Source organism: Roseovarius arcticus (assembly GCF_006125015.1).
GTDB classification, from domain to species: domain Bacteria; phylum Pseudomonadota; class Alphaproteobacteria; order Rhodobacterales; family Rhodobacteraceae; genus Roseovarius; species Roseovarius arcticus.
The window spans coordinates 980,356-1,003,159 of record NZ_SZZN01000001.1; the positions used below are offsets into that span (position 1 = coordinate 980,356).

Consider the following 22,804-nt stretch of genomic DNA (forward strand, 5'->3'; position numbering starts at 1 on the left):
GCGCTATTGCGGGCCCGGTCCGATAGGCACGGTCGAGATCGACACCTTGGCCGAGCCTTGGGTAACCTCGCGCGCGTGGCTGACATAAATCAGCGTGCGGTTAGCCTCATCATAGATCCGCTTGACCCGCAGCGACTTGAAAATGATCGAGCGACTGGCCCGAAATACGTCCTCACCGTCTTTGGAGCGGTCGATATCGCCTAGTGCAATCGGGCCGGTTTGCTGGCATTCAATAGCACTGTTGGAGGGGTCCTCGAACCAATTGCCATTAGCCAGCCGGTCAATCAGGCCGCGGCGAAAATACGCCAAATGACAGGTGACACCAGTGACTTCGGGATCGGCAATCGCCTCGATCACGATGTCATTGCCGGCCCAGTCCACGCCAATCTCGCCGACTTCCTCGGCGGCAGCAGGATGCGCGAAAGGGGCCGCCAGAATGGCGACCCCAATGATGTGTGAAATGCGGCCCATTAAAAGCTAATCTTGCCGTGGTGGCCCGGATTGGCAGTTTCGTCCGTCACTGCGGATTTTGCCATTTCGTAGAATGCCTTGGCGGTGCTGTCATGTGCCCAGATTTCCGCTGATTTCGGGGTAAATCGCACGAGGCGCACATCAGGGTCATCCTTGCCGTCCTCAAACCATGCGGCGTCCATCGGGGACCAAATCTCGTCCAGTTTGGCGCGGTCTGTTTCCACGGCGAGGGTGCCGTCCACCACAGCATAAATTTTTGCGTCGCCGCTGACGATCTGGTAGCGCGCGTCTTTGCCAGCCGCCGCATCCTCGCCGATGTCAGTATCGTTGGCAGTCAAGAACCATAGCGCACTATCGTCCTTGCGGGCATGATGGGCCATAGGGCGTGGATTGGTGTCTGGGCCTGACAGCATCCCCACGTTAACGTCCTCAATGCGGTCCCAGAAAGTGGCCTTCAGATCTTGGTCGCTCATGTCGATCCCCTTTTCAGATGGTCTATGTTGCCTATCTAACGACGCGCCGCGCCGCGCGGTTCCCCAGCGGGGCACAGCGCGGTGGCAGAAACGCGAAGGAGGGCCTGCGATGCCACGCTGGATATTCTTTGCCCCGGTGATAGGATTGATCGCGGCGACTGCGGTGATCGGACTGTCACTAGGCCGCAAGGCCGCATTGACTACCGAAACCGCGACGATCGAACGTATGGCTGCGCGCTATGTGGCGGAGGCGGGCGGCGCGGCTCGCATCACCGACTGCACGGCGCGCCCTGCAGTGTCGTCGCAGCTGTGGTTAGTGGTTACATGCACGCCGCCCGGTGGGCTGGGCGCGTTCGAGTATTTCGTCGACCGCTTTGGCACGCTGAAGCATAGCAGCGCGCCGTGAGACTGAGCGATTTGCCTTTCGTTGCGAGTAACTTTCGTTGCGAGTAAAAAGCAAGGCGCGCGGAGTTTTTTCAATCTGCGCGGTGTAATTTCCGGCATGGGCGGTCTAAGTCATAGCCCAATACGCCGCCAAATCAGGGGAATGCAGATGATTACGCTCTATCATGTGCCACAGAGTCGCTCGATGCAGGTCTTATGGCTGCTGAACGAGCTGGACGTCCCATTTCAGCTGGTCGAAATGCCGTTCGACGGATCGCTGCGCAGTGAGGAGTTTCTGACACGCTCTCCCGCCGGGCGCGTGCCTGCGCTTGAAATCGAGGGCGAGCGCATGTTCGAGAGCGGCGCGATCGTCGAGTATCTGTGCGAGCGATTTCCAGAGCGGGGCATGGGACAGCTGCCGGGTGCGATGGACCGCATGGCATGGCTTGTCTGGGTGCATTTCGCCGAGACGGTCAGCGCCCACGCCGCCGCGTTGACAGTGCAGCATGTGGTGCTGGGCGCGCAGGGCAGCGACGCGACAAAACGGATCGAGGTGGCGCGGCTGCGCCAGTGCTACGCCGCCATTGAGGCGCGGCTTAGCACGCCGGTCGAGAATCGCGATTATCTGCTAACGGGGGGCTATTCGGCGGCCGACATCTGTGTGGGGCAGGCGGTCTACATGGCGCGGCACTTTGCCCCGCTGGACGAGTTCCCCGAAGTCGCTGCATGGTTTGAGCGGATCACCGAACGCCAAAGCTATCTGGACGCGCTGCCGGGGAATAGCCGCAGCCGGATGTTTACTCAGGACTTCTATCCGCCGCCCTCTACCTGACGCGCAGCGCAGCAGGGCAGGGTGCAGCGAACCCGCGCCGGGACGTTCGGCCGCACCGTCATACGGTGGATCGCCGTGCCGGGCGCCCTAATTTCGGGATTGAGCCGTTGACCCTCATCGGGGGCGGGAGTAAACCGGGCGGCAGCCTAATACGCCACTTGATCGCCCATGTTGATAAGCTGTGCAATGCACGGGCGCAGAAAAGGAGCCACTCTTGGAAGAGATGTTGAGGGAATACCTTCCCATTCTGGTCTTTCTGGCAATCGCTATCGGCCTCGGGGTCGTACTGATCCTTGCCTCCTTAATCCTGGCCGGACGTAATCCGGACCCGGAAAAAGTGAGCGCGTATGAGTGCGGATTTAACGCCTTTGACGATGCGCGGATGAAATTCGACGTTCGGTTCTACCTCGTAGCGATCCTATTCATCATTTTCGATCTGGAAATTGCGATGCTGTTCCCGTGGGCCGTGGCATTCCAAGACATCAGCATGGCCGCCTTCTGGTCGATGATGGTCTTTTTGGCCGTGTTGACCATCGGGTTTGCGTATGAGTGGAAAAAGGGAGCCCTCGAATGGGAGTAGCCGTTGGAGAGAACCATGCAGGCGCTGACCGCGAGGTCGCCACGCAGAATCTGAATGCTGAATTGCAGGACAAAGGTTTCCTGCTGACCGCGTCCGAGGATATCATTAACTGGGCGCGCACAGGTTCGCTTCATTGGATGACCTTTGGCCTCGCGTGCTGCGCGGTCGAGATGATGCACACTTCCATGCCGCGCTACGATGCGGAGCGGTTTGGTATCGCGCCGCGCGCGTCCCCGCGCCAGTCGGACGTTATGATCGTCGCCGGCACGCTAACCAACAAGATGGCGCCCGCCCTGCGCAAGGTCTACGACCAGATGCCCGAGCCGCGCTATGTGATCTCCATGGGTAGCTGCGCCAATGGCGGCGGCTATTATCACTACAGCTATTCCGTCGTGCGCGGCTGTGACCGGATCGTGCCGGTCGACGTCTACGTACCGGGCTGCCCGCCGACAGCCGAGGCGCTGCTATATGGTATCCTGCAGCTGCAACGTAAAATCCGCCGCACGGGAACGATCGTCCGCTAATCGCGGGCTATTGATGCAGGCAAGGGGAATGACATGACCGAAGCGCTCAAGGAACTGGGCTCGCATATCGAGATGAAGCGCACCGATTGTGTGCTGGGCTGGTCCGTAGAGCGGGGCGAGTTGACGATTGACGTGGCTCTCGCCAGCATCAAGGGCTTGGTTGAGTTTCTGAAAACTGACAGCACGTGCCGCTTCTCATCGCTGGTTGATATTACCGCCGTGGACTACCCCGCGCGGGCCAAGCGGTTCGACATGGTCTACCATTTCCTCAGCATGTACCAGAACCAGCGTATTCGCCTCCGCGTGGCCACCCGCGAAGAGGATATGGTGCCCTCAATCACCGATATCCACCCCTCGGCGGGCTGGTTCGAGCGCGAAGTGTTCGATATGTTCGGCATCCTCTTTTCTGGCCACCCTGACCTGCGCCGCATCCTTACCGACTACGGCTTTCGCGGGCATCCGCTGCGCAAGGATTTCCCGACCACGGGCTATACCGAGGTGCGCTATGACGAGACGCAAAAGCGCGTGGTCTATGAGCCGGTCTCGCTGGTGCAGGAATATCGCCAGTTCGATTTCATGTCGCCATGGGAGGGGGCTGAATACGTCCTGCCGGGTGATGAGAAGACGGATGAGAAGAAAGAGGGCGCGAAGTGATGGACATTTTTATAATCCAGCTGATCACCTATGTCATTGCTTTCACTGCAATGCTGGCGACTCCCTGCTACTATCTTTTGGTTCGGACGTCCCTGCCGAAGTATTATCTTGGCCTGGCTGTAATCCCGCTTCTGGGTATTGTTCTACTGCTATGGGTAATCGCTATTTTGCCTTGGGCTAATTCCGGCACTACGGAGGCACGGACATGATGGACGGCGACATCCGCAACAATACCTATGATGACGGATCGCGCGACTACGAGTCGGGCGAGCAGAAGATCCGTAATTTTAACATCAACTTCGGTCCGCAACACCCTGCGGCGCATGGTGTTTTGCGCCTCGTGCTGGAGCTGGACGGCGAGATTGTCGAGCGGTGCGACCCGCATATCGGCCTGCTACATCGCGGCACCGAAAAGCTAATGGAATCGCGGACTTACTTGCAAAACCTGCCGTATCTGGACCGTCTCGACTATGTGGCGCCGATGAATCAGGAGCACGCTTGGTGCCTCGCGATTGAGCGTCTGTGCGAGATCGAAGTGCCCCGCCGCGCCAGCCTGATCCGCGTGCTTTATTGCGAGATTGGCCGCATTCTGAGCCACCTTCTAAACGTGACCACGCAGGCGATGGACGTGGGTGCGCTGACGCCGCCGCTCTGGGGTTTTGAAGAGCGCGAAAAGCTGATGATTTTCTACGAGCGGGCCTGCGGCGCGCGGCTTCACGCGGCCTATTTCAGGCCGGGCGGCGTGCATCAGGATCTGCCCAGCGATCTGCTGGACGATATCGAGGCTTGGGCCAATCATTTCCCTCAGGTGATGTCCGATATCGACGGTCTGCTGACGGAAAACCGCATCTTTAAACAGCGAAACGCCGATATCGGTGTCGTGTCCGAGCAGGACGCGCTGGACTGGGGGTTTTCGGGCGTGATGGTGCGCGGCAGCGGCATGGCGTGGGATTTGCGCCGCGCGCAACCCTATGAATGCTATGATGAATTCGAATTTCAGATCCCCGTGGGCAAAAACGGCGATTGCTTTGATCGCTACCTCGTCCGGATGGAGGAGATGCGCCAATCGATTCACATCATCCATCAAGCCATCGAAAAATTGCGCGCCCCCGAGGGCAAGGGCGAGATTCTGGCACGTGGCAAGATTGCGCCTCCAACGCGCACCGATATGAAGACGTCGATGGAAGCATTGATCCATCACTTCAAACTCTACACCGAGGGCTTTCATGTACCCGAAGGCGAGATTTACGCCGCCGTCGAGGCGCCCAAGGGCGAATTTGGCGTTTATCTGGTCAGCGACGGCTCTAACAAGCCCTACCGCGCCAAACTACGCGCGCCCGGCTACCTGCACCTGCAGGCGATGGACTACCTCGCAAGCGGTCATCAGTTGGCAGACGTTGCCGCTATCATCGGGACGTTGGATGTCGTGTTCGGGGAGATTGACAGATAATGCTGATACCGATCCCAGCCCGCGCAGATGCGCCCGCCAGTACCAAGATACGCACGAAAGTGAGCGCCTGATGCTACGTCGCCTCCACCTTGAACAGCCCGAAAGTTTTGCCTTTACCCCGGCCAATCTGGCATGGGCCGAAGCGCAGATCACCAAGTATCCCGAGGGCCGTCAGGCATCGGCGGTTATCGCGCTTCTGTGGCGCGCCCAAGAGCAAGAGGGCTGGCTAACCCGCCCCGCGATTGAGGGCGTGGCCGACATGCTGGGCCTGGCCTATATGCGGGCCGTCGAGGTGGCGTCGTTCTACTTTATGTTCCAGCTGCATCCTGTTGGGAAAATTGCGAATATTCAGGTTTGCGGCACAACGTCCTGCATGATCTGTGGGGCCGAGGATCTGGTCGCTGTCTGCCGCGAAAAGATTGCACAAAAGCCGCATCAGCTAAGCGATGATGGCAAGTTTAGCTGGGAAGAGGTCGAGTGCCTTGGAGCCTGCGCAAACGCGCCGATGGCGCAGATCGGCAAAGATTATTACGAGGATCTGACAGCCGAGCGGCTGGGCGAGATTATTGACGAACTGGCAGCAGGCAACGTGCCGGTGCCGGGGCCCCAGCAGGGGCGCTTTGCCTCCGAGCCTGCGTCAGGGCTGACCAGCCTCAAGGAATTTGACAGCGGGCAGACAAAGTATAACGCGTCCGTTCAGCTTGCCACCGATCTGGGCGAGACGATCAAGCGGATCGACGGCACCGAGGTGCCGATGCTGGCGCCATGGCAAAAAGGTGCGATGCACCAACCCGCCAAGCCAAACGTCAAGGTGCTGGACGCGCCATTGGACATCGTCAAGGAAACCGGACGCATCGACGAGGATAAGGCCGCCGAAGGCGACGCCGCCGAGTCCAAGGCGAAGCCTGTGGAAAATTCAGTAGCCAAGGACCCCAGAGGCGAGCCTGGCCCCCGCAACGCGCCTGTTGCCAAGACATCGAAGGCGACCGCCAAGGCGCCGCAGACTGTAGGCGACACCGCCGGATCGCCAAGCACGGGCAAAGCTGCCGCAGATGACACCGGCGCGCCCAAGGCCGCGAGCAAGCCTAAGCCGCTCAAAGCGGCGAGGGGCGGCAAAGCTGACGACCTCAAGCTGATTAAGGGCGTCGGACCCAAGCTGGAGAAGCTGTTGAACAGCCTTGGTTTTTACCATTTCGATCAGATCGCATCATGGACGAGCAGCGAAGCCGCGTGGGTTGACGATAATCTGGCGGGCTTCAAAGGCCGCGCGACGCGCGACGAATGGGTCCGGCAAGCCGATACGTTAGCATCTGGCGGTGACGCGGGCTCTGCCAAGCGTGTCAAAAAGGGCGACGTTTAGGGCTAATCCTAGCCTTGCGTGCCTGAACCTGAGGGGGACATAACGATGAATACCGTTGATTCTGCAAAGAAATGCGCGAGCACCTGCTGGTATGTTTCGGTGGGCATCGGCCTGCTCCTTGCGATTGTGCTGATCGCGGCGGCCGGCTGGGCGCTTTTGTGGTCGCTGCTTCTGAGCGTGATAGTGTTCGTCGCTTTGGGTTTCGTCCTGCCACAGGTAATTTGCACCGCAGGCACGATCGAGCGTCCGATGGCTGCCGTGAGCGGATCATCCAGCCTTGTTGCAGGTGACGCTCCGCCGCGGCCGGCGGACGATTCCTATGGCGCCGCCGCTGCTGCGGCCGCCGCGACGCCGCCCCCGATGGTGACCCCGGACGAGCCTGCGCCACAAGCGCACCCCATCGCGTCCGAGGCGCGCAAGCCAAAGCCTGACACCAAGGCAACGGACGCGCAGGGGCTAATCGCTGCAGCGACAGAAAAGGCAAAGGTAAAGACCGCAAAGACAGGGTCAACAGGCACTATTGACGCCGGAACAAAGCCGAAGACACTAAGCGCACCTCGCGATGGTGCGCCGGATGATCTGAAGATGATCAAAGGCGTCGGTCCCAAGCTGGAGACGATGCTGCACGGAATGGGTTTCTATCACTATGACCAGATCGCCAACTGGTCGGATGCTGAGGTGGCATGGGTCGACGAGAACCTGCAAGGCTTCAAGGGCAGGGCGACGCGCGACGATTGGGCGGGACAGGCCTCGCTGCTCGCTCGCGGTGAGACAACTGAATTTTCAAGCCGTGCCTCCAAGGGCGGAATTTACTAGGGTCAAGTGATGAGCGACGTAGACCGCAAACAGGCACAAGCAGGCCGCCGGGCCGCGCTGGTTATCGCAGGCACGGCGGTCTTGTGGGTGGCGGTCACGTTCATCGGCTCAAAATTAGGGCTCGACCAGCGCACGCTTGCGCTGTTCGATCTGATGGCGCTGGGGGGATTTCTCTGGGCTGTTTGGATGATCTACAATATCTGGCGTGCGCGCCGGGACAATCAGGGGTAGTGGCGCAATGCTAAAAGACCAAGACCGTATTTTTACCAACCTTTACGGGATGCACGACCGCACGCTGAAGGGCGCGCAGGCGCGTGGCCACTGGGATGGAACTGCCAAGATCCTGCAAAACGGACGCGACTGGATTATCGACCAGATGAAGGCGAGCGGCCTGCGCGGGCGCGGCGGTGCAGGTTTTCCCACCGGCCTGAAATGGTCCTTCATGCCCAAAGAGAGCGACGGCCGACCCAGCTATCTGGTCGTCAACGCCGACGAGTCCGAGCCCGGCACATGCAAGGACCGCGAGATCATGCGCCATGATCCGCACACCCTGATTGAGGGCTGCCTGATCGCCAGCTTCTCGATGCAGGCGCATGCGTGCTACATCTATATCCGGGGCGAGTATATCCGCGAGAAAGAGGCGCTTCAGGCCGCGATTGACGAGGCTTATGAGGCAGGTCTGGTGGGCCGGAACGCTTGCAAATCCGGCTGGGATTTTGACATTTACCTGACCCACGGTGCTGGCGCCTACATTTGCGGCGAGGAAACCGCGCTGCTGGAATCGCTGGAGGGCAAGAAGGGGATGCCGCGCATGAAGCCGCCATTCCCGGCGGGCGCGGGCCTTTATGGCTGCCCAACCACCGTGAACAACGTCGAGAGCATCGCGGTCGTCCCCACCATCCTGCGGCGCGGGCCGGAATGGTTCGCGGGTTTTGGCCGCCCGAATAATTCGGGCACCAAGCTGTTTGCGATTTCGGGCCACGTCAACAACCCGTGCGTTGTCGAAGAGGCGATGAGCGTCAATTTCGAAGAGCTGATCGAGAAGCATTGCGGCGGTATTCGCGGCGGATGGGATAACCTCAAGGCCGTGATACCCGGCGGCAGTTCTGTGCCGCTGATCCGGGGCGAAAATATGCGCGAGGCAATCATGGATTTCGACTATCTGCGCGATCAACGCAGCGGTCTGGGCACCGCCGCCGTCATCGTGATGGACCAGTCAACCGACGTCATCAAAGCGATCTGGCGTTTGTCGAAATTCTACAAACACGAGAGTTGCGGCCAATGCACGCCCTGCCGCGAAGGCACCGGCTGGATGATGCGCGTGATGGACCGCCTTGTGACCGGCGACGCGGAGCCTGAGGAAATCGACATGCTGCTGGATGTGACCAAGCAGGTTGAAGGGCACACGATTTGCGCGCTTGGCGATGCAGCGGCGTGGCCTATCCAAGGCCTCATCCGCAACTTCCGCGACGAGATTGAGGACCGTATCAAGCACAAGCGCGGCACAACCGCGCGCCCGGTCGCGGCGGAGTAGATGAATGGTTTTGCCGCATATGACCATGCAATCGTCGCGATGGCACTGACGGCTATTTTTGCGGTTTTCGAAGGATGAGTAGAATGATGCGACCGATGATCGTGGCGCTTGCTGCCACCCTCGCCCTAACAGCCTGCGGCAAGCCGGGCAGTAGGGTGCGGTTCGACGACAACTACTATCCGGCCAAGCTAAGCAAGGTTGGTGATCGGCGCGAGGATTTCGTCGTCACCGTACAGGACCCCGGTCAGGGCATCGCGGGGGCGCGCGAGGCGGGCCGCTATGAGGCGACGCGCTATTGCGTCGAGACGTTTGGCGACAGCGACATCAGTTGGCAGGCTGGTTATGACCCTGATAACCGCGCTTCTGTGATCGACAATGGTAGGCTGATTTTGCGCGGGCAATGCGTGATATGGTAGACTTGGCCCTGATATCGGCGGCGTTTTGCGCATGCTATTGCATAACGGCGGTCGCGCTCTCCATTTATGCGGAAGGCGCGCGTGCGATGGCGCATGCGCTCAAACGCACAAAGGGAACAAAACCATGCGCATGATATTTACCACGGTCCTTGCCCTCAGCCTTGCCGGGACGGCGGGTATTGCCCGCGCCGATCTGGCCGCCGAAAAGGACATCAACGCAGGCTTGCTGACCGTCGCCATTGCGGACAAAATCCGCCGTGAATGCAATGATGTTTCGGCCAAGTTCTGGGCCGCGCGCAGCTATGCCAATCAGCTCAAAGGGATGGCCATCAAGCGCGGCTATACCGAAGCGCAGATCGATGCCTATATTAATAATGACGCCGAGCAGGACAAGATGCGCGCGCGGCGCAACGCCTATATAAAGTCGAAGGGCGCCAGCAATACGGACGCCGCCAGCCTGTGCCGCCTTGGCCGGGACGAAATCAAGAACCGCAGCCGCGTAGGCTCTTTCCTGAAAGCAAAGTGAATATCATGACCGACCTCCGCAAAGTGAACATCGACGGAACCGAGATCGAAGTGGACGGGGCGATGACCCTGATTCAGGCGTGCGAGCAGGCGGGCATAGAAATCCCGCGCTTTTGCTATCACGAGCGTCTGTCGATCGCCGGTAACTGCCGTATGTGCCTTGTCGAGGTTGTCGGCGGTCCGCCCAAACCTGCGGCAAGCTGCGCCATGCAGGTCCGTGATTTGCGCCCTGGCAAGGATGGCGAGCCTCCCATGGTCAAGACGAATTCGCCCATGGTCAAGAAGGCCCGCGAGGGCGTCATGGAATTCCTGCTGATCAACCACCCGCTGGATTGCCCAATCTGCGATCAGGGCGGCGAGTGCGACTTGCAAGATCAGGCAATGGCGTATGGCGTTGATTTCAGCCGCTTTCGCGAGGCAAAGCGCGCCAGCACCGATCTGGACCTTGGCCCGCTGGTCGAGACGCATATGACCCGCTGCATTTCCTGCACGCGTTGCGTGCGGTTCACCACTGAGGTTGCGGGCATCGACCAGATGGGCCAGACGGGCCGCGGCGAGGATTCCGAGATTACCAGCTATCTGGGCGAAACGCTGGACAGCAACTTGCAGGGCAACATCATTGATCTGTGCCCGGTCGGCGCGCTGGTGTCCAAACCCTATGCCTTCACCGCCCGCCCATGGGAGCTGACCAAGACCGAAACCATTGACGTTATGGACGCGCTCGGGAGCAATATCCGGGTTGATACAAAGGGCCGCGAAGTGATGCGGATGCTGCCGCGCAACCATGACGGCGTGAACGAGGAGTGGATTTCGGACAAGACCCGGTTTGTATGGGACGGTCTGCGCCGCCAGCGGCTGGATACGCCCTATATTCGCGAGAATGGGGCGCTCCGCGCCGCCACTTGGCCCGAAGCATTGGGTGCAGCAGCGGCCGCAATGAAAGGCAAGAAAATTGCCGGCCTCGTCGGTGATCTGGTGCCGGTTGAGGCGGCGTTTGCGCTGAAACAGCTGATCGAGGGGCAGGGCGGCCATGTCGAGTGCCGCACAGATGGGGCGAAATTGCCTGCTGGCAATCGCTCGGGCTATGTCGGAACCGCGCGGGTCGAGGATCTGGACAACGCCGAGATGATCCAGATCATCGGCGCGAATCCGGCGATTGAGGCGCCCGTGCTGAATGCGCGTATCCGCAAGGCGTGGCTGCGCGGCGCAAAGGTGGGCCTGATCGGCGAGGCGTGCAACCTGACCTATGAATACGCCCATGTCGGTACGGATCGCGCGGCGCTGGAGAAGCTGTCGTCGCAGGATATCACCGACGAGACGAAGGCCAAAAAGTCTATCGTGATCGTTGGGCAGGGCGCTTTGATGGAGGCCGACGGCGAAGCTGTACTGGCCCATGCGATGAAGTTGGCCGAGAATTCAAAATCGCTTTTGATGGTGCTGCACACGGCTGCGGGCCGAGTGGGTGCGATGGACGTCGGCGCGGTTACCGAAGGCGGCATTGAGGCCGCGATGGACGGCGTCGAAGTGGTCTATAACCTTGGTGCCGACGAGGGCGAGATCAAGGATGCCCCCTTTGTGATCTATCAGGGCAGCCACGGCGACCGGGGCGCGCATCGCGCCGATGTGATCCTTCCTGGCGCTGCCTTTACCGAAGAGCAGGGCCTCTTCGTCAATACCGAAGGGCGCCCACAGCTTGCCTTGCGCGCCAGTTTCGCCCCCGGCGAGGCCAAGGAAAACTGGGCCATTCTGCGCGCGCTTTCGGGCGAACTGGGCAGCGTTCTGCCCTATGACAGCCTGCCGCAACTGCGCCAAGCGCTGGTCGCCGCCGTGCCGCATCTGGCCGGTATCGACCAGGTTCCCGACAATGAGTGGCAACCCATTGAGGCCAGCGCGATGGGCGATGCGACCTTCCGCAGCGCGATCAAGGATCACTACCTGACCAATCCGATCGCCCGCGCAAGCGAGGTGATGGCCCAGCTCAGCGCAAACGCCAAGGCGCGGCGCGCGCCCAAGCTGGCAGCGGAGTGACCATGCGCGCGCTGCGACATATCCCGGCCCTCGGCCTAGCGGCGCTGATTCTGGCAGGCTGCGCTACGACCAGCGAGATGGAGGGCTATGTCGGCCGCTCCATCGCGGAGCCGATCCTGGATCACGGCAGTCCGGCTGAGGTGTTTCAGTTGTCGGACGGGCGCCGCGCATATCAGTGGGAGATCACGACCGAGGGCTTTCGGCCTGCCCCCCGGCCCACCATAGGTGTAGGCATCGGGATCGGCAGAGGCGGCTGGGGCGGTGGATGGGGCGGGGGGATCACCACGCTCAATCAATCCTATGTGCCCTATTCCAAGACTTGCCGTTATACCCTTTTGGCCGACCAGCGTGGCAAGGACTGGATTGTCAGCAGCTTTCGCAAGCCTGCGCAGGGATGTGCATGATCCGCGTTGGCGCAATGCTCCTGCCTCTGGCCGTGGCTGTGGCCGCCTGTGAGGATGCGAGCGATACAAATGCCTTTGCGCCCGAGTACCAAGGGGTCAAGACTGACCTGCTGGACGGCGATCTGGTGAATTTCCACGTCGCTATGACTGGCGCACGCGGCAGCGCCGATGTTGCGCGCTATGCAGAATGCGCTGCGGCGCAATATGCCCTTATCCGGGGATACGGGTTCGCGCGCCATGTACGCACGAATATCGCGGATGAGGGTAGCATCTGGCGCGCCGATGCGGTTTATACGATCTCGTCCGCATTGCCGCGCGGGCTAAAGACAATCGACGCCGAAGTCGTCGCCGCCGACTGTGCGGAAAACGGAATACCGATGGTATGAGGACCTGATGGCTGAATTCTTTACCACCCCCTTCGGGGCGATCCTGCTGATTTTCGCGCAATGTCTGGCCATGCTGGGCTTTGTCATGATCAGCCTTTTGTTCCTTGTCTATGGCGACCGGAAAATCTGGGCAGCTGTTCAGATGCGGCGCGGCCCCAACGTGGTGGGCGTGTTTGGCCTGCTGCAATCGGTGGCAGATGCGCTGAAATACGTGGTCAAGGAAGTGGTCATTCCGGCCGGCGCGGATAAGTCCGTGTTCATCATGGCGCCCATCGTCAGTTTTGTTCTGGCCGTCATCGCGTGGGCGGTGATCCCCATGGCAGACGGCTGGGTTCTGTCTGACATCAACGTGGCAGTTCTTTATGTCTTTGCCGTCTCGTCGCTTGAGGTCTACGGCGTCATCATGGGCGGCTGGGCGTCGAACTCCAAATATCCATTCCTCGGATCACTGCGCTCTGCCGCACAGATGATTTCCTATGAGGTGTCTCTGGGCCTGATTATCATCGGCATCATCATCTCGACAGGTAGTCTGAATTTCGGTGATATCGTCGGCGCGCAGGATACCAAATACGGCTTTTTCGGCTGGTATTGGCTGCCGCATCTGCCGATGGTGTTCCTCTTCTTCATCTCGGCGCTGGCTGAGACGAACCGCCCGCCGTTTGATCTGCCCGAGGCCGAGTCTGAACTGGTTGCAGGCTATCAGGTGGAATACTCGGCCACGCCCTTCTTGCTGTTTATGGCCGGTGAATACATCGCAATTTTCCTGATGTGTGCGCTGACATCGCTGCTGTTCTTTGGCGGCTGGTTGTCGCCCATTCCCGGTCTGCCAGACGGCGTGCTGTGGATGATCGGCAAGATGGCGTTTTTCTTCTTCCTCTTCGCGATGGTCAAGGCGATCACACCGCGCTACCGCTATGATCAGTTGATGCGCATTGGTTGGAAGGTGTTCCTGCCGCTCAGCATCGCTTGGGTCGTCATCATCGCCTTCCTCGCTAAATTCGAAGTGCTGGGCGCATTCTGGGCGCGTTATGCGATGGGGGGCTAAGCAAATGCAGGCGAACAGCCGCTGGAATGGCACCGCCAATGCAGGTATGACCCGACGGGACGGCGAGACTCACGTCACCACGGACGCAAGGAGCTGACGCAATGGCGAATATAGATTACGGACGCGCGGTTGGTTATTTCCTGCTGAGCGATGTGTGGAAGGGATTGGGGCTGGGCCTCAAGTACTTCTTTGCACCCAAGGCGACGCTGAACTACCCGCATGAAAAGGGCTATCTGTCGCCACGTTTTCGCGGCGAACATGCGCTGCGCCGCTACCCGAACGGCGAAGAACGCTGCATTGCGTGCAAGCTGTGCGAAGCGATTTGCCCCGCCCAAGCGATCACCATCGATGCCGAGCCGCGCGACGACGGCAGCCGCCGCACCACGCGGTATGACATCGACATGACGAAATGCATCTATTGCGGCTTCTGCCAGGAGGCGTGCCCGGTCGATGCTATCGTCGAGGGGCCGAATTTCGAGTTTTCTACTGAGACGCGCGAAGAGCTGTTCTATGATAAAGACAAGCTGCTGGACAACGGCGACCGCTGGGAAGCCGAGATCGCGCGCAACCTAGAGCTGGATGCACCCTACAGATGACCAAATCTTCGAACCCCTTTGAGCAGATGATGAAGCAGATGCAGGACATGGCGAAATCCATGTCCCCCGGCATGGATGTGTTTTCGCCCAAGGCGTTCGAGGCGATGTGGCAGACAATGCCCAAGGATCTGATGGAGATGACGTTCGGCAAGGGCTTGAACCCGGATGGGCTTGATGCCAAGACGCGGCTCTTGCTGACGCTGGCGGGTTTGACGATGCAGGGCGCGCAGGCCGATACGGCAGTGCGCATGACCGTGCGCCACGCCCTTGAGGCGGGCGCGACCGAAGCCGAAGTGGCCGAGACGATTGCCTGCATGGCGATGTTCGCCGGCGTTCCGGCCACCACCCGCGCGATGGAGCTTGCGCGCGAGGTGATGGGCGGGGAAACCGAAGAAGGAAAAGACACATGACCGCGATGGCGTTTGCGTTCTATATGTTTGCATTATCAGCGCTGATTGGCGGCCTTTTCACCGTGATCAGCCGCAATCCGGTACATTCGGTGCTGTGGCTGATCCTGTCGTTCATCAGCGCGGCTGGCCTGTTTGTCCTGCTGGGCGCCGAATTCGTCGCCATGCTGCTGGTCATCGTATACGTCGGTGCCGTTGCGGTTCTCTTCCTTTTTGTCGTGATGATGCTGGACGTCGATTTCGCCGAGCTTAAGGCCGAGATGGCAAGGTATATGCCCCTCGCGCTGCTCATTGCCGTGATCCTTCTGATGCAGTTCGGTATCGCCTTTGGTGCGTGGGAGGTCAGCCCCGGTGCAGAAGCCGCCGCCGTCGCGCCCGCGCCAATAGATGTGCAAAACACGGCTGCGCTGGGTCTGCTGCTCTATGACAAGTACTTCCTGCTGTTCCAATTGGCCGGCCTGATCCTGCTGGTGGCAATGATCGGCGCCATCGTCCTGACGCTGCGCCACCGCACCGATATCAAGCGCCAGAACGTGCTGCACCAGATGTGGCGCGATCCGGCCAAGGCGATGGAGCTGAAGGACGTGAAGCCGGGGCAGGGCCTGTAAGGCCCGTCTACCGTTACGAATACGCAGCGCAAAACGTGCCGCGATAAGCCAAGGAATGAAGTTAATGTCCAGAAATACCATCGTGGTGCTGATCGTCGTTTTGGTCGTCGTTTTGGGCGGCTACACACTGATCGGCTAAGACGCCGGAAAAAGGCGCGAGACAGAAAAGACTGAGGGACAGAAATGATCGGAATTGAACATTACCTGACGGTGGCGGCGACGCTGTTTGTCATCGGCATCTTCGGGCTTTTCCTGAACCGCAAGAATGTGATCATTCTGCTCATGTCGATCGAGTTGATGTTGCTTGCGGTGAATATCAACCTTGTCGCCTTCTCCAGCTTTTCAAACGATCTGGCCGGGCAGGTGTTTACCCTGCTGGTCCTGACGGTCGCCGCAGCCGAGGCTGCGATCGGCCTTGCGATCCTCGTCTGCTTCTTCCGCAACCGCGGGACCATCGCGGTCGAAGACGTCAACGTGATGAAGGGCTGACATCATGGAAAAGATCATCCTTTTTGCGCCGCTCATCGGCGCCATCATTTCGGGCTTTGGCTGGCGCATCATTGGCGACAAGGGCGCGCAGTGGGTTTCCACGTCGCTGTTGTTCCTTGCATGCGCGCTTAGCTGGATCGTGTTCATCGGTCATGATGGCACGATGCAGCAGATCCATGTTATGGACTGGGTTCAGTCAGGCCTGTTGGATGCGTCGTGGTCCATCCGGCTTGACCGTTTGACCGCGATAATGCTCATCGTGGTCACCACAGTCTCGGCGCTGGTTCACCTTTATTCCGTGGGCTACATGGCCCACGATCACAACTTCAAAGAAGGCGAGAGCTATCGCCCGCGTTTCTTTGCGTATCTGTCGCTATTCACCTTCGCTATGTTGATGTTGGTGACTGCCGACAACTTGCTGCAGATGTTTTTCGGCTGGGAGGGGGTCGGCCTCGCGTCCTACCTGCTGATCGGGTTTTACTACCGCAAACCGTCGGCCAATGCGGCAGCGATTAAGGCGTTTGTGGTCAATCGGATTGGTGATTTCGGCTTTATGCTGGGCATCCTGGCAATCTTTTTGCTGACGGATTCTATCAATTTTCAGGACGTGTTTGCAGCCGGACCTCAGTTGGCCGAAACTTCTGTCAGGTTCCTCTGGACCGATTGGAACGCCGCAAATCTGATCGCCTTCCTGCTGTTCATTGGCGCGATGGGTAAATCAGCGCAGCTGGGCCTACACACATGGCTGCCCGACGCGATGGAGGGTCCGACCCCGGTGTCGGCACTGATCCACGCGGCAACCATGGTCACCGCCGGCGTCTTTCTTGTCTGCCGGATGTCACCGTTGATGGAATACGCGCCCGAGGCGCTGATCTTTGTCACGTTTATCGGCGCGACGACCGCGTTCGTCGCGGCCACGATCGGCCTCGTGCAGAACGACATCAAGCGCGTCATCGCCTATTCGACCATGTCGCAGCTGGGTTATATGTTCGTTGCGGCTGGTGTCGGTGCCTATTCGGTGGCGATGTTCCACTTGCTGACGCACGCTTTTTTCAAGGCGATGCTGTTCCTTGGGGCGGGTTCGGTCATCCACGGGATGCATCACGAACAAGACATGCGTAACTACGGCGGCCTGCGTCACAAGCTGCCCTACACATTCTGGGCGATGATGATCGGCACGCTTGCCATCACTGGCGTTGGCATCCCGCTGACGCATATCGGCTTTGCCGGTTTCCTGTCGAAGGATGCCGTGATTGAGAGCGCTTGGGCCGGAACCGCTGGTGGATATGCTTTCTGGATGCTGGTGATCGCAGCGGCGCTGACCAGTTTCTACAGCTGGCGCCTGATGTTCATGACGTTCTTTGGCACCGCGCGCGGTGATAAAAAGACGCACCAGAACGCGCACGAGTCGCCCAAGGTGATGTTGATCCCGCTGGGCGTGCTCAGCATTGGCTCAATCCTGGCCGGGATGGTCTGGTATGGCAGCTTCTTTGGCGATCACGATCAGCTTAACCGCTTCTTTGGTATCCCGGCGCATCATGCCGAGGCCAGCGAGGCGGCGCAGGGTGATGATGGCCACGGCGAGGGCGTGATCGCGTCTGGCGAGGCGCTGGCCGAGGGCGATGTGGCTGCTGCGGCAGATGCCGTGACCACCGATTTGCCTGCTGAAGAAGGCACTGCCGATGCGGGCGAGGCCCATGCGAACGCTGATCCGGGCATGGCGCCCGTAGGCGCGATTTATATGGGCGCGGAAAATACCGTAATTGACGACGCCCACCATGCGCCTATCTGGGTCAAGGTCAGCCCGTTCGTCGCAATGGCACTGGGCCTGCTAACCGCGCTTTGGTTCTACGTCTGGAGTCCGGCAACGCCGCGCAAATTTATGGAAGCGCAGCGACCGCTTTATAACTTCCTGCTGAACAAATGGTATTTCGACGAGATCTATGACGTGCTGTTCGTCCGGCCCGCCAAACGCCTGGGTGCGTTCCTGTGGACGCGCGGCGATGGCAGCATCATCGACGGTGTGATCAACGGCGTGGCGATGGGAATCGTGCCTTTCTTTACACGCCTCGCAGGACGTGCCCAGTCCGGCTACATCTTTACCTATGCCTTCGCCATGGTGATCGGGATTGCGGTCCTTGTTACATGGATGACGTTCACCGGAGGGGCAAACTGATGGAAAACGTTCTATCGATCACGACTTTCATCCCCCTCATAGCGGCGGCGATCCTCGCCGTTTTCCTGCGGGGCGAGGATGAGGCGGCGCAGCGTAACGCCAAATGGGTAGCGCTTGCTGCGACGGTCGTGACGTTTCTCGTCTCGCTCTTCATCTTGTTTGATTTTGATCCCAGCAACACCGGCTTCCAGTTCGTGGAGGAGCGGGAATGGCTGCTAGGCCTGCAATACAAGATGGGCGTCGACGGGATCAGTGTTCTGTTCGTGATGCTGACGACGTTCATGATGCCGCTGACCATCGCAGCATCGTGGGGTGTTAAGACCCGCGTCAAGGAATACATGATTGCGTTCCTGATCCTTGAGACATTGATGCTTGGCGTCTTTATGGCGCTGGATCTGGTGCTGTTTTACGTGTTCTTTGAGGCCGGCCTGATCCCGATGTTCCTGATCATCGGCATCTGGGGCGGCAAGGCGCGCATTTACGCATCGTTCAAGTTCTTCCTCTATACCTTCCTCGGGTCGGTCCTGATGCTGGTCGCGATGGTCGCAATGTTCTCGGACGCGGGCACGACGGATATTCCGTCCCTGATGCGCCACGTCTTTGACAGCGATACCTTTAGCGTACTGGGGATTTCGGTCGTAGGCGGCATGCAAACGCTCCTCTTCCTCGCGTTCTTTGCCAGCTTCGCGGTGAAAATGCCGATGTGGCCAGTTCATACTTGGCTGCCGGACGCGCACGTTCAGGCACCGACTGCTGGATCGGTCGTGCTGGCCGCGATCTTGCTGAAAATGGGTGGCTACGGTTTCCTGCGGTTCAGCTTGCCGATGTTCCCGGTCGGCTCTGAGGTTATGACGCCGCTGGTGCTGTGGTTGTCGGCCATTGCCATTGTCTATACCTCACTGGTCGCGCTCGCTCAGTCCGATATGAAGAAGCTGATTGCCTATTCGTCCGTCGCGCACATGGGTTACGTCACGATGGGCATCTTTGCCGCGAACCAGCAGGGCATCGACGGCGCGATATTTCAGATGATCAGCCACGGCTTTGTCTCGGGCGCGCTCTTTCTCTGTGTCGGTGTCATCTATGACCGGATGCACACGCGCGATATTGATGCCTATGGCGGTCTGGTAAACCGGATGCCAACCTATGCGTTGATCTTCCTCTTTTTCACCATGGCCAATGTCGGCCTGCCGGGGACGTCCGGCTTTGTCGGCGAATTCCTGACGCTGGTTGGCGTATTCAAGGTTAACACTTGGGTCGCTGCCGTAGCCGCGACTGGCGTGATCCTGTCGGCCGCTTATGCGCTGTGGCTTTACCGCCGTGTGGTGCTGGGCGATCTGATCAAGGAAAGCCTGAAATCCATCAGTGACATGACCGGCCGGGAGCGTGCAATTTTTGCCCCGCTGGTCGCGATGACGTTGCTGCTGGGGGTCTACCCGTCGCTGGTGACGGACATCATCGGCCCCTCGACCGAGGCGCTGATTTCGCAATATGACACCGCGCGCGCGGATGGTGGCGTTGCCGCCGTCCAGACCGCTGAAACCGCGCATTGAGGAGGCCCCGATGATCCAGGCTGATCTGAATATTATCCTGCCCGAGATCGTCATCGCAGTTTTCGCGATGCTGGCCCTTTTGGGTGCGGTCTACACGGTCAAGGACAAAGCCGCCGGGATGCTGATCTGGCTGACCGCAGCGCTTTTTGTAGCTATGGCGTTCTGGATAGGGGCCACCGGATCCGGCACGCAGGTCGCGTTTTCGGGAATGTTTATCGACGACGGATTTTCCCGCTTTGCCAAGATCATGATCCTTCTCAGCGCCGCCGCGGTGTTGGTTATGGGGCAGGACTACATGGCGCGCCGCGGGCTGATGCGGTTCGAGTATCCCATCCTTATCGCGCTGGGTGTCGTTGGCATGATGATGATGGTCAGCGCCGGCGATCTGATGTCGCTTTATATGGGGCTAGAGCTGCAATCGCTCGCGCTTTATGTCGTCGCGTCCTTGCGCCGCGATAGCGCAAAATCGACCGAAGCGGGCCTGAAGTACTTTGTCTTGGGCGCGCTTAGCTCGGGCCTTTTGCTATATGGCGCATCGCTGGTTTACGGCTATGCGGGCACGACTGGTTTTGCCGGGATCATCGATGCAGCCGAAGGGCGTGCGCCAGTTGGGCTGCTCTTTGGCCTCGTCTTTGTCATGTCGGGCCTTGCGTTCAAGGTATCGGCTGTGCCGTTCCACATGTGGACGCCCGACGTTTATGAGGGCGCGCCTACACCTGTTACCGCGTTTTTTGCCACCGCGCCGAAGGTCGCGGCGATGGCCCTTTTCGCACGGGTCGTCTTTGACGCGTTTGGCGGTATCGTAGCCGATTGGCAGCAGATCATCGCCATCATGAGCGTTCTGTCCATTTTCTGGGGTAGTTTTGCTGCGATTGGACAAACAGATATCAAGCGGCTGATGGCTTACTCGTCGATTGCGCATATGGGGTTTGCTCTGATGGGCCTCGCGGCTGGTACTGCCTTTGGCGTGCAGGCGATGCTGATCTATATGGCTATCTATGTGACGATGAATGTCGGCACCTTCGCCTTCATTCTGTCGATGCAAAAGAACGGATTGCCGATCACAGATATCCGCAGTCTGAACCTTTATTCGCGCGCGCATCCGGGCCGGGCACTGGCAATGCTGGTGCTGCTGTTCTCGCTGGCGGGCGTTCCGCCGCTTGTCGGCTTTTTCGGCAAGTTCTACGTGCTCCGCGCGGCGTACGAGGGCGGCCTTGTATGGTTAGCTGTACTGGGTGTGGTCGGATCGGTAATAGGCGCGTTCTATTACTTGCGCATCGTGTTCTATATATATTTCGGCGAGGAGGGCGAGACGCTGGACCCGCCCGGATCGGCCGTGCTGTGGGGTGTCTTGATGGTGTCGGCTGCGATCATGGGTCTGGCATGGCTGCCGGGAATAAACCTCTTTGGTATCGAAGGGGCGGCGCAGGCAGCGGCAGCGACGCTGGTCAACTGATCGGGATCGGCGGCCATATGGAACGAAACGGTGACGCGCTAGGGCGCGTCGCTTTCGTTTTTGGCCGCCCGTTTGTCTGCGCGTGCGGCGCGCTGGAGTAGTTGTAGCAAGATGAATGAGCTGGACTGGCCAGAGGGATACGGGCGGCGCGTTATGGCTGAGGTCGATAGCACCAATGCCGAAGGTTTACGGCTGGCCTCGGGTCTGGCAGGACCGACGTGGATATTTGCCAAGCGGCAGCTGGCGGGCCGCGGGCGGCGTGGGCGGGCCTGGAGCGATCCGACAGGAAATTTTGCGGCGTCTTTGGTGCTGAAGCCTGCGGAAGCTCCTGCGCAGGCGGCACTGCGATCGTTTGTGGCGGCGCTGGCGCTATATGATGCGCTGAGCGCGCTGGCGCCGGGTGCGGATCTGGCGCTGAAATGGCCGAACGATGTGCTGCTGGGCGTCGGTAAACTGGCGGGGATACTGCTGGAAGGCGCAGGCGCGGGCGCGCGGATGGATTACCTTGTGATCGGCTTTGGCGTCAACCTGAGCCATGCGCCAGAACCGGGCGCGTCAGTGATTGCGCCCATATCACTGCGCGCCGGGACAGGGTTGCAGGTTGAGCCTGAGGCGTTACTGAACCATTTGGCCCACGCGTATGCCCTGCGCGAGGCGGTGTTCGCGGATGCGGGATTTGGCCCGATCCGGGCCGCGTGGCTAAAGAGGGCGGCGCGCATGGGCCAGGACGTGACTGCGCGCACGATGCGAGACGAGATCCGCGGCCGGTTCGACGACGTGGACGAAAACGGCAATCTGGTCTTAACTACGCCTGATGGGCGGCGGACCATCTCTGCGGCTGACGTATTTTTCGAAAATGAGGCGGGCTGATGCTGCTGGCGATTGATTGCGGGAACACCAACACAGTCTTTTCCATCTGGGACGGATCGGAATTCCTCTGCACGCTGCGAACATCAACGCATCATGCGCGCACGGCGGACGCGTATTTCACATGGTATCACACGCTGGTCACGCATTATGGGATCAATGTCGACATTACCGATGTCATCATTTCGTCCACGGTTCCGCGCGTGGTGTTCAACCTACGCGTCTTCGCCGACCGCTTCTTTGGCTGCCGCCCGATGGTGGTGGGCAAGCCTGAATGCGCGCTTCCGGTGCCACCGCGCGTCGATGCGGGCACGCTGGTGGGGCCGGACCGGCTGGTTAATACCGCAGGGGCCTATTCGCGCCATGGCGGCGATCTGATCGTGGTTGATTTCGGCACGGCCACTACATTTGACGTGGTGGCCAGTGACGGCGCCTACGTCGGAGGCGTGATCGCGCCGGGGGTGAACCTTAGCCTTGAGGCGCTGCATCTGGCCGCTGCGGCGTTGCCGCACGTGGATGTGACCATGCCGCCGCGCGTCATCGGGACAAATACGGTCGACTGTATGCAGTCAGGCGTCTATTGGGGCTATATCGGGCTAGTAAGAGGCCTATGTGAAAAAATCCGGGCCGAATATGCGCGCCCGATGAAAGTGATTGGCACCGGCGGACTGGCACCGCTCTTCGCCCAAGGGGCCGACCTTTTCGATGAAATTGAAGATGATCTGACAATGCACGGCCTGACCGTGATCCATGAATACAACAAGAAAGGCTAA

The 22,804-nt window shown here is 59.7% G+C and carries 27 protein-coding genes; 25 read left to right on the plus strand and 2 right to left on the minus strand.

What is annotated here, in order from left to right; all coding sequences use genetic code 11:
- Positions 1-3 precede the first annotated feature (3 nt).
- Positions 4-471: a CreA family protein gene (locus tag MK6180000_RS04650; protein WP_138933676.1), complete on the minus strand. Its 468-nt coding sequence runs from the start codon at positions 469-471 to the stop codon at positions 4-6.
- Positions 471-944, minus strand: coding sequence for a pyridoxamine 5'-phosphate oxidase family protein (locus MK6180000_RS04655; protein WP_138933677.1), 474 nt, complete (start codon positions 942-944; stop codon positions 471-473). Before MK6180000_RS04655 ends, MK6180000_RS04650 begins: the two co-directional genes overlap by 1 nt.
- Before the next feature lie 109 nt (positions 945-1,053).
- On the opposite strand from MK6180000_RS04655, the gene MK6180000_RS04660 reads away from it, so the two are divergent.
- The 25 genes from MK6180000_RS04660 to MK6180000_RS04780 all read left to right on the plus strand — a co-directional run bounded on the left by MK6180000_RS04660 (position 1,054) and on the right by MK6180000_RS04780 (position 22,804).
- Positions 1,054-1,350, plus strand: coding sequence for a hypothetical protein (locus tag MK6180000_RS04660; protein WP_138933678.1), 297 nt, complete (start codon positions 1,054-1,056; stop codon positions 1,348-1,350).
- A gap of 147 nt (positions 1,351-1,497) precedes the next feature.
- Positions 1,498-2,160 carry a glutathione S-transferase family protein gene (locus MK6180000_RS04665; protein ID WP_138933679.1) on the plus strand — a complete coding sequence of 221 codons (663 nt, stop codon included), beginning with the start codon at positions 1,498-1,500 and terminating at the stop codon, positions 2,158-2,160.
- Between the two features lie 214 nt (positions 2,161-2,374).
- The gene (locus tag MK6180000_RS04670) at positions 2,375-2,740 is read left to right on the plus strand and encodes an NADH-quinone oxidoreductase subunit A (RefSeq protein WP_171054547.1); all 366 of its coding nucleotides are present in this window, start codon (positions 2,375-2,377) and stop codon (positions 2,738-2,740) included.
- Positions 2,731-3,264 (plus strand): NuoB/complex I 20 kDa subunit family protein, encoded by a 534-nt coding sequence (locus tag MK6180000_RS04675; RefSeq protein ID WP_138933680.1) that lies wholly within the window; start codon positions 2,731-2,733, stop codon positions 3,262-3,264. Before MK6180000_RS04670 ends, MK6180000_RS04675 begins: the two co-directional genes overlap by 10 nt.
- A gap of 33 nt (positions 3,265-3,297) precedes the next feature.
- Positions 3,298-3,918, plus strand: a complete 621-nt coding sequence (locus tag MK6180000_RS04680) for an NADH-quinone oxidoreductase subunit C (RefSeq protein WP_138933681.1) — start codon at positions 3,298-3,300, stop codon at positions 3,916-3,918.
- 205 nt (positions 3,919-4,123) lie between these two features.
- Entirely contained in the window at positions 4,124-5,368 is a 1,245-nt protein-coding gene (locus MK6180000_RS04685; RefSeq protein ID WP_138933682.1) for an NADH-quinone oxidoreductase subunit D, read from the plus strand.
- A 70-nt stretch (positions 5,369-5,438) separates the two neighbouring features.
- A complete protein-coding gene (locus tag MK6180000_RS04690) occupies positions 5,439-6,728 on the plus strand; it encodes an NADH-quinone oxidoreductase subunit E (RefSeq protein ID WP_138933683.1) in 1,290 nt (429 codons plus the stop codon).
- A gap of 45 nt (positions 6,729-6,773) precedes the next feature.
- Positions 6,774-7,544, plus strand: coding sequence for an NADH-quinone oxidoreductase subunit E (locus MK6180000_RS04695; RefSeq protein WP_138933684.1), 771 nt, complete (start codon positions 6,774-6,776; stop codon positions 7,542-7,544).
- Positions 7,545-7,553: 9 nt separating this feature from the next.
- Positions 7,554-7,775: a DUF5337 domain-containing protein gene (locus tag MK6180000_RS04700; RefSeq protein WP_138933685.1), complete on the plus strand. Its 222-nt coding sequence runs from the start codon at positions 7,554-7,556 to the stop codon at positions 7,773-7,775.
- A gap of 7 nt (positions 7,776-7,782) precedes the next feature.
- Positions 7,783-9,078 carry an NADH-quinone oxidoreductase subunit NuoF gene (gene nuoF / locus MK6180000_RS04705; protein WP_138933686.1) on the plus strand — a complete coding sequence of 432 codons (1,296 nt, stop codon included), beginning with the start codon at positions 7,783-7,785 and terminating at the stop codon, positions 9,076-9,078.
- An 83-nt stretch (positions 9,079-9,161) separates the two neighbouring features.
- Positions 9,162-9,494, plus strand: coding sequence for a hypothetical protein (locus MK6180000_RS04710; RefSeq protein ID WP_246040430.1), 333 nt, complete (start codon positions 9,162-9,164; stop codon positions 9,492-9,494).
- 124 nt (positions 9,495-9,618) lie between these two features.
- Entirely contained in the window at positions 9,619-10,020 is a 402-nt protein-coding gene (locus tag MK6180000_RS04715; RefSeq protein WP_138933688.1) for a DUF5333 domain-containing protein, read from the plus strand.
- Positions 10,021-10,025: 5 nt separating this feature from the next.
- Positions 10,026-12,047, plus strand: a complete 2,022-nt coding sequence (nuoG, locus tag MK6180000_RS04720; RefSeq protein WP_138933689.1) for an NADH-quinone oxidoreductase subunit NuoG — start codon at positions 10,026-10,028, stop codon at positions 12,045-12,047.
- A gap of 2 nt (positions 12,048-12,049) precedes the next feature.
- Complete coding sequence (locus MK6180000_RS04725; protein ID WP_246040431.1) at positions 12,050-12,451, plus strand: hypothetical protein; 402 nt, start codon at positions 12,050-12,052, stop codon at positions 12,449-12,451.
- Positions 12,448-12,837, plus strand: a complete 390-nt coding sequence (locus MK6180000_RS04730) for a hypothetical protein (protein ID WP_138933690.1) — start codon at positions 12,448-12,450, stop codon at positions 12,835-12,837. Before MK6180000_RS04725 ends, MK6180000_RS04730 begins: the two co-directional genes overlap by 4 nt.
- Before the next feature lie 7 nt (positions 12,838-12,844).
- The gene (gene nuoH / locus MK6180000_RS04735; protein WP_138933691.1) at positions 12,845-13,882 is read left to right on the plus strand and encodes an NADH-quinone oxidoreductase subunit NuoH; all 1,038 of its coding nucleotides are present in this window, start codon (positions 12,845-12,847) and stop codon (positions 13,880-13,882) included.
- Positions 13,883-13,983: 101 nt separating this feature from the next.
- Positions 13,984-14,478 (plus strand): NADH-quinone oxidoreductase subunit NuoI, encoded by a 495-nt coding sequence (nuoI, locus tag MK6180000_RS04740; RefSeq protein ID WP_138933692.1) that lies wholly within the window; start codon positions 13,984-13,986, stop codon positions 14,476-14,478.
- Entirely contained in the window at positions 14,475-14,888 is a 414-nt protein-coding gene (locus MK6180000_RS04745) for a carboxymuconolactone decarboxylase family protein (protein ID WP_138933693.1), read from the plus strand. The genes nuoI and MK6180000_RS04745 overlap by 4 nt, the downstream gene beginning before the upstream one ends.
- The gene (locus MK6180000_RS04750) at positions 14,885-15,493 is read left to right on the plus strand and encodes an NADH-quinone oxidoreductase subunit J (RefSeq protein ID WP_138933694.1); all 609 of its coding nucleotides are present in this window, start codon (positions 14,885-14,887) and stop codon (positions 15,491-15,493) included. The genes MK6180000_RS04745 and MK6180000_RS04750 overlap by 4 nt, the downstream gene beginning before the upstream one ends.
- A gap of 183 nt (positions 15,494-15,676) precedes the next feature.
- Positions 15,677-15,982, plus strand: coding sequence for an NADH-quinone oxidoreductase subunit NuoK (gene nuoK / locus MK6180000_RS04755; protein ID WP_138933695.1), 306 nt, complete (start codon positions 15,677-15,679; stop codon positions 15,980-15,982).
- A 4-nt stretch (positions 15,983-15,986) separates the two neighbouring features.
- Positions 15,987-18,158 carry an NADH-quinone oxidoreductase subunit L gene (nuoL, locus tag MK6180000_RS04760; protein WP_138933696.1) on the plus strand — a complete coding sequence of 724 codons (2,172 nt, stop codon included), beginning with the start codon at positions 15,987-15,989 and terminating at the stop codon, positions 18,156-18,158.
- Positions 18,158-19,708, plus strand: coding sequence for an NADH-quinone oxidoreductase subunit M (locus tag MK6180000_RS04765; RefSeq protein ID WP_138933697.1), 1,551 nt, complete (start codon positions 18,158-18,160; stop codon positions 19,706-19,708). The genes nuoL and MK6180000_RS04765 overlap by 1 nt, the downstream gene beginning before the upstream one ends.
- Before the next feature lie 10 nt (positions 19,709-19,718).
- Complete coding sequence (gene nuoN, locus MK6180000_RS04770) at positions 19,719-21,164, plus strand: NADH-quinone oxidoreductase subunit NuoN (protein WP_171054548.1); 1,446 nt, start codon at positions 19,719-19,721, stop codon at positions 21,162-21,164.
- Between the two features lie 111 nt (positions 21,165-21,275).
- The gene (locus MK6180000_RS04775; protein WP_138933698.1) at positions 21,276-22,034 is read left to right on the plus strand and encodes a biotin--[acetyl-CoA-carboxylase] ligase; all 759 of its coding nucleotides are present in this window, start codon (positions 21,276-21,278) and stop codon (positions 22,032-22,034) included.
- On the plus strand, positions 22,034-22,804 hold the full coding sequence (locus tag MK6180000_RS04780) for a type III pantothenate kinase (protein ID WP_138933699.1): 771 nt from the start codon (positions 22,034-22,036) through the stop codon (positions 22,802-22,804). The genes MK6180000_RS04775 and MK6180000_RS04780 overlap by 1 nt, the downstream gene beginning before the upstream one ends.